Below are 4325 nucleotides of genomic sequence, written 5' to 3' on the forward strand. Positions count from 1 at the left end.
ACCCGCCCCTGCTCGACGATCGTGATCGGCGCCAGCCGCCAGTCGTCTGTATCCTGCGCCAGCGCCCGGATGAACGCCTGCAGAAACGGCGCGCTGTTACGCTGCACCGCCAGCGCAGAGAGGCCGTCGACGATGACGATGGCGAGCCTTTTGGGCTCGACGCTTTCGGCGCACTTTTCGAGCGCTTCGCGCGAGGCCTCGTTCAACCGACGGCCGTAGTCCGGGCGCTGCAGGTAGATGGCACGCTCCTCGGCGCGGCTCTTGAGCGCGATCGGCGCGGCGTCAAGATCGAGCGCTTGCGTCAGCGCCTCGCGAAGCGCGTCGATGTCCAGCGGGCAGTGCACCGCATCCTGGGCGCGGGCGTGGGCGAGCTGGAACGCCAGCAGCTTGTCGGTGGGCAGGCTGACGCCGGCGCGACCCAGGCCGATGCGCGCGTCGGTGAAGGCGCGAAGCGCCGCCCAGGGGTTCTCGACCACGCCGTGGGTCTGCGGCATCGTCGGTGCTGGTGCTGGATCACGCTTCATGGCTCGCCTCCCCGGGGAGTTGACGCAAGCTCCGGGCGAAGGCCGCCGGCACGCGATCGCTCAAGCGATGGGTGTCGACGTCCGCGAAGATCTGCATGCGCGCAAGCCACTGCTCGAACTCGGGGGCGGCCTTGAGCCCCAGCGCGCGGCGGGCGTAGAGCGCATCGTGAAACGAGGTGGTCTGGTAGTTGAGCATGATGTCGTCGGAGCCGGGAATCCCCATCACGAAGTTGCAGCCGGCCACGCCCAGGAGCGTGAGCAGGTTGTCCATGTCGTTCTGGTCGGCCTGGGCGTGGTTCGTGTAGCAGACGTCGCACCCCATGGGCACGCCCAGAAGCTTGCCGCAGAAGTGGTCCTCGAGCCCGGCGCGGGTGATCTCCTTGCCATCGAACAGGTACTCCGGGCCGATGAAGCCGACCACGGTATTGACCAGCAGCGGGTCGAACTTGCGCGCCACCGCGTAGGCGCGCGCCTCGCAGGTCTGCTGGTCGAGCCCGTGGTGGGCATCAGAAGAGAGCGCGCTGCCCTGGCCGGTCTCGAAGTACATGACGTTTTGCCCGACGGTGCCGCGCCCGAGCGACTGCGCCGCCGCCTCGGCCTCGGCGAGGGTCGCCAGGTCGAAGCCGAAGCTTCGATTGGTCGCCTCGGTGCCGCCGATCGACTGGAACACCAGATCCACCGGGGCGCCCTGCTCGATCGCCTCCAGCGTGTTAGTGACGTGGGTGAGCACGCAGGACTGGGTGGGAATCTCGTACTTCTGGATCACCTCGTCCATCAGGCGCATCAGCTTGATGCTCTGGGCGACGTTGTCGGTGGCCGGGTTGATGCCGATCACCGCGTCGCCGCTGCCGTACAGAAGCCCGTCGAGAATGCTCGCGGCGATGCCGGTGACGTCGTCGGTCGGGTGGTTGGGCTGAAGCCGCGTGGAGAGCCGGCCTTCCAGGCCGAGAGTGTTGCGAAAGGCAGTGACCACGCGGCACTTCTTCGCCACCAGGATCAAATCCTGATTGCGCATCAGCTTGCTCACCGCCGCGGCCATTTCCGGGGTGATGCCGGCGCGAACCCTCGACAGCATCTCCGGCGTTGCCTGGTCCGAGAGCAGCCAGTTGCGAAAATCGCCCACCGTGAGATGGCGAATCGGCGCGAAGGCCGCCGCGTCGTGATCGTCGATGATCAGCCGTGTGATCTCGTCCTCTTCGTAAGGAATCAGGGCCTCGTTCAGAAAGGTGGTCAGCGGCAATTGTGCCAGCACCATCTGCGCGACCACGCGCTGCTCGGCGCTTTCGGCGATCACGCCGGCCAGGGCGTCGCCGGAGCGGGCAGGCGACGCCTTGGCCATCAGCTCGCCAAGCCCTTGGAAACGGTAGCTCTTGCTGCCTACCCGGGTACGGTACGTCGTGCTCATCGATCGGCCCTCCTCACACGGACTCGCCAGGCGCGAATGCTCCTTTCACCTTAGCGCCTGGCGCCGCATTCCGGTATCGCGTTTCGGCAAGAGCCGCCGCTACCGACGTCGGGTCGTCAGCCAGCGCCGGGCGAACTGATCGGCGGTGAGGGGGCGGTCGAAGAGATATCCCTGACCCTGGGTACACCCCATCGCGATCAGGGGGGCGATCTGCTCGGTGCGCTCGATGCCTTCGGCGATGGTGGCAAGCCCGAGGGTATGGGCCATGGCGATGATGGTGGCGACGATCACGCGGTCGTTCTCGCTGGTGAGCATGTCGCGAATGAAGGAGATATCGATCTTGATCTTGTCCACGGCAAAGCGCTTGAGGTAGGCAAGCGACGAGTAGCCGGTGCCGAAGTCGTCGATGGCAAGCCCCATGCCCTGCTTCTTGCAGTGCCGGGTCGTGGCGACGGCCTGTTCCGGGTTGACCATGACACCGCTTTCGGTCAGCTCCAGGCTGAGCGCCGAGGGCGGGATGGCATAGGCGGTGCAGTTCTCGAACAGCGCCTCGATCAGGTCGTTGTCATCGAACTGATCCGCCGCCACGTTGATCGCCAACTGCCCGGTGAGTTCGAGGCCCTGGGCATGCCAGGCGGCCAGTTGCCGGCAGGCCTTCTCGATCACGCAGCGGCCGAGCGCCACCATCATGCCGCGCTCTTCGGCGAGCGGAATGAACTCGCCGGGCGAGACATGGCCGAGCTCGTCGTCGTGCCAGCGGGCCAGCGCCTCGGCGCCGATCAGCGCGCCGGTTCGCAGGTCGACCTGGGGCTGGTAGTGCAGCTCGAGACGCTTCTCGGCGATGGCGCTTCCCAGCCGCTTGGCCATGTGGAGCTTCTCGCGCAGCCTCTGCTCCATCCAGGGTTCGAACAGGCTCACGCTCAGCGGCTGACGCTTGGTCTGGTACATGGCGATATCGGCGTACCGGAGCAGCCGGGGCGCCGTGCTCGCCTGGTCCGGGTAGAGTGACACTCCGACGCCTGCACTCATCTCCGCCGAGTGCTGCTCGATCACGATGGGCGGGACAAGTGACGCCTGCAGGCGCGCCGCCAGCGCAAGCGCCGCCTCCTGGCCCATGCCGCAGGCCAGGACCACGAACTCGTCGCCGCCCAGGCGCGCCAGGTAGTGCTCTTCACCCAGTACCTCGCCAAAACGGCGAGCCACCTCCTGCAGCACCCGATCACCCACATAGTGGCCGGCGGTGTCGTTCACTTCCTTGAAGTGATTGAGTCCCAGCAGCAAAAGCGCCAGGGGTGTGCTGGGCGTTGCATCGACATGCCGCGTCAGGTGGCGCATGAGCGCCGCCCGATTGGGCAGCCGCGTGCCTTCATCGCGATAGGCAAGCTCGCGGATACGCGCCTCGTCCTGCTGGCGCCAAAGCTCGGCCCCGACGCGCGCGGCGAAGATCTGCAGCACCGCGCGGGCGATGCGGGTCTGGGTCAAGGGCTTCTCGAACATCACGCCGACGACGCCGATCGGATTGCCCCGGGCGTCGTCCAGGCGGCGGCCGATATAGCCATTTACCCAGTCCAGCGTCCCCTCGGTCTCCGCCGGCATCTGGATATGGGCGCCTTTGAGTACCACGCACTCCCGCTCCCTGACGACCTTTTCGCAGGGGACGCTGGCAAGGCGATAACGCACGCCGGGCTGGCGTTCACCGCGCACGTGCAGCGAGACCATCGACGCGATCCCCGGATCGTGTTCGTCGAGCATGGCGATGAACCCGATCTCGGCGGCGAGCGCGTCAGCCATGTGCGCGGTCAGTCGGGACAGAAAGGCTTCGCCGTGATCGGCGGAAACCGCCGTGGCAACCTGGGTGACCGCGTGCTGGATACGCTGCTCTGTCTGGCGGCGCACCAGGCTGTCGAGGCCGAAAGCGATATCGTTGGCCAACTCGCCCAGCACCTCGCGCTCGCGCTCGGAAATGCCCTCCTCCTGGGCGTGGTAGCAGCTGAGCACGCCCAGCGGCTGCCCGCGGAACATCAGCGGAAGCGCAATGAAGGTCTTCACCCCCAGCATCAGGAGCGTCTGCTTGAGGGACGCGCTGACGCCACGGGCATCCTGTTTCCGGCCAAGGATGACGGGTTCGCCTTGCTCGAACGCCGCGCGTGCCAGCATGCGGCTGTAGCGCTTGATCATCAGCTGGCGCGGGCTGAACCAGGCGATCTCCTCGCCATCGCAATCAGACATCGCCTTCACCTTGAGCGAATCGGCCTGGCCTGGCTCGCCGGGCCGGCTGATCCAGGCGGCGGCGTAACCGCCGGTCTCGACGGCGACGTCGCAGCAGCCTTGCATCAGCGCGATTTCGTCCTGGGCGTTGACGACCGCCTCGCCGCTTTCGCTCAACAGCCGCAACA

General features: G+C 66.8%; 3 protein-coding genes. All 3 read right to left on the reverse strand.

The genetic code is table 11. The annotated features are described in order from the left end of the window. The coding region (locus BIS11_RS11860; protein WP_253586095.1) for an ethanolamine ammonia-lyase light chain EutC at window positions 1-524 on the reverse strand (524 nt) is incomplete at its 3' end. Further along, window positions 514-1929 carry an ethanolamine ammonia-lyase subunit EutB gene (locus tag BIS11_RS11865; RefSeq protein WP_253418751.1) on the reverse strand — a complete coding sequence of 472 codons (1416 nt, stop codon included), beginning with the start codon at window positions 1927-1929 and terminating at the stop codon, window positions 514-516. The genes BIS11_RS11860 and BIS11_RS11865, both read right to left, overlap by 11 nt. Before the next feature lie 99 nt (window positions 1930-2028). Further along, window positions 2029-4325, reverse strand: a 2297-nt coding sequence (locus tag BIS11_RS11870; RefSeq protein WP_253586096.1) for an EAL domain-containing protein, incomplete at its 5' end; no start/stop codon positions are given.

The sequence above is a fragment of the Halomonas sp. 707D4 genome (genome assembly GCF_024158685.1).
Taxonomy (GTDB): domain Bacteria; phylum Pseudomonadota; class Gammaproteobacteria; order Pseudomonadales; family Halomonadaceae; genus Vreelandella.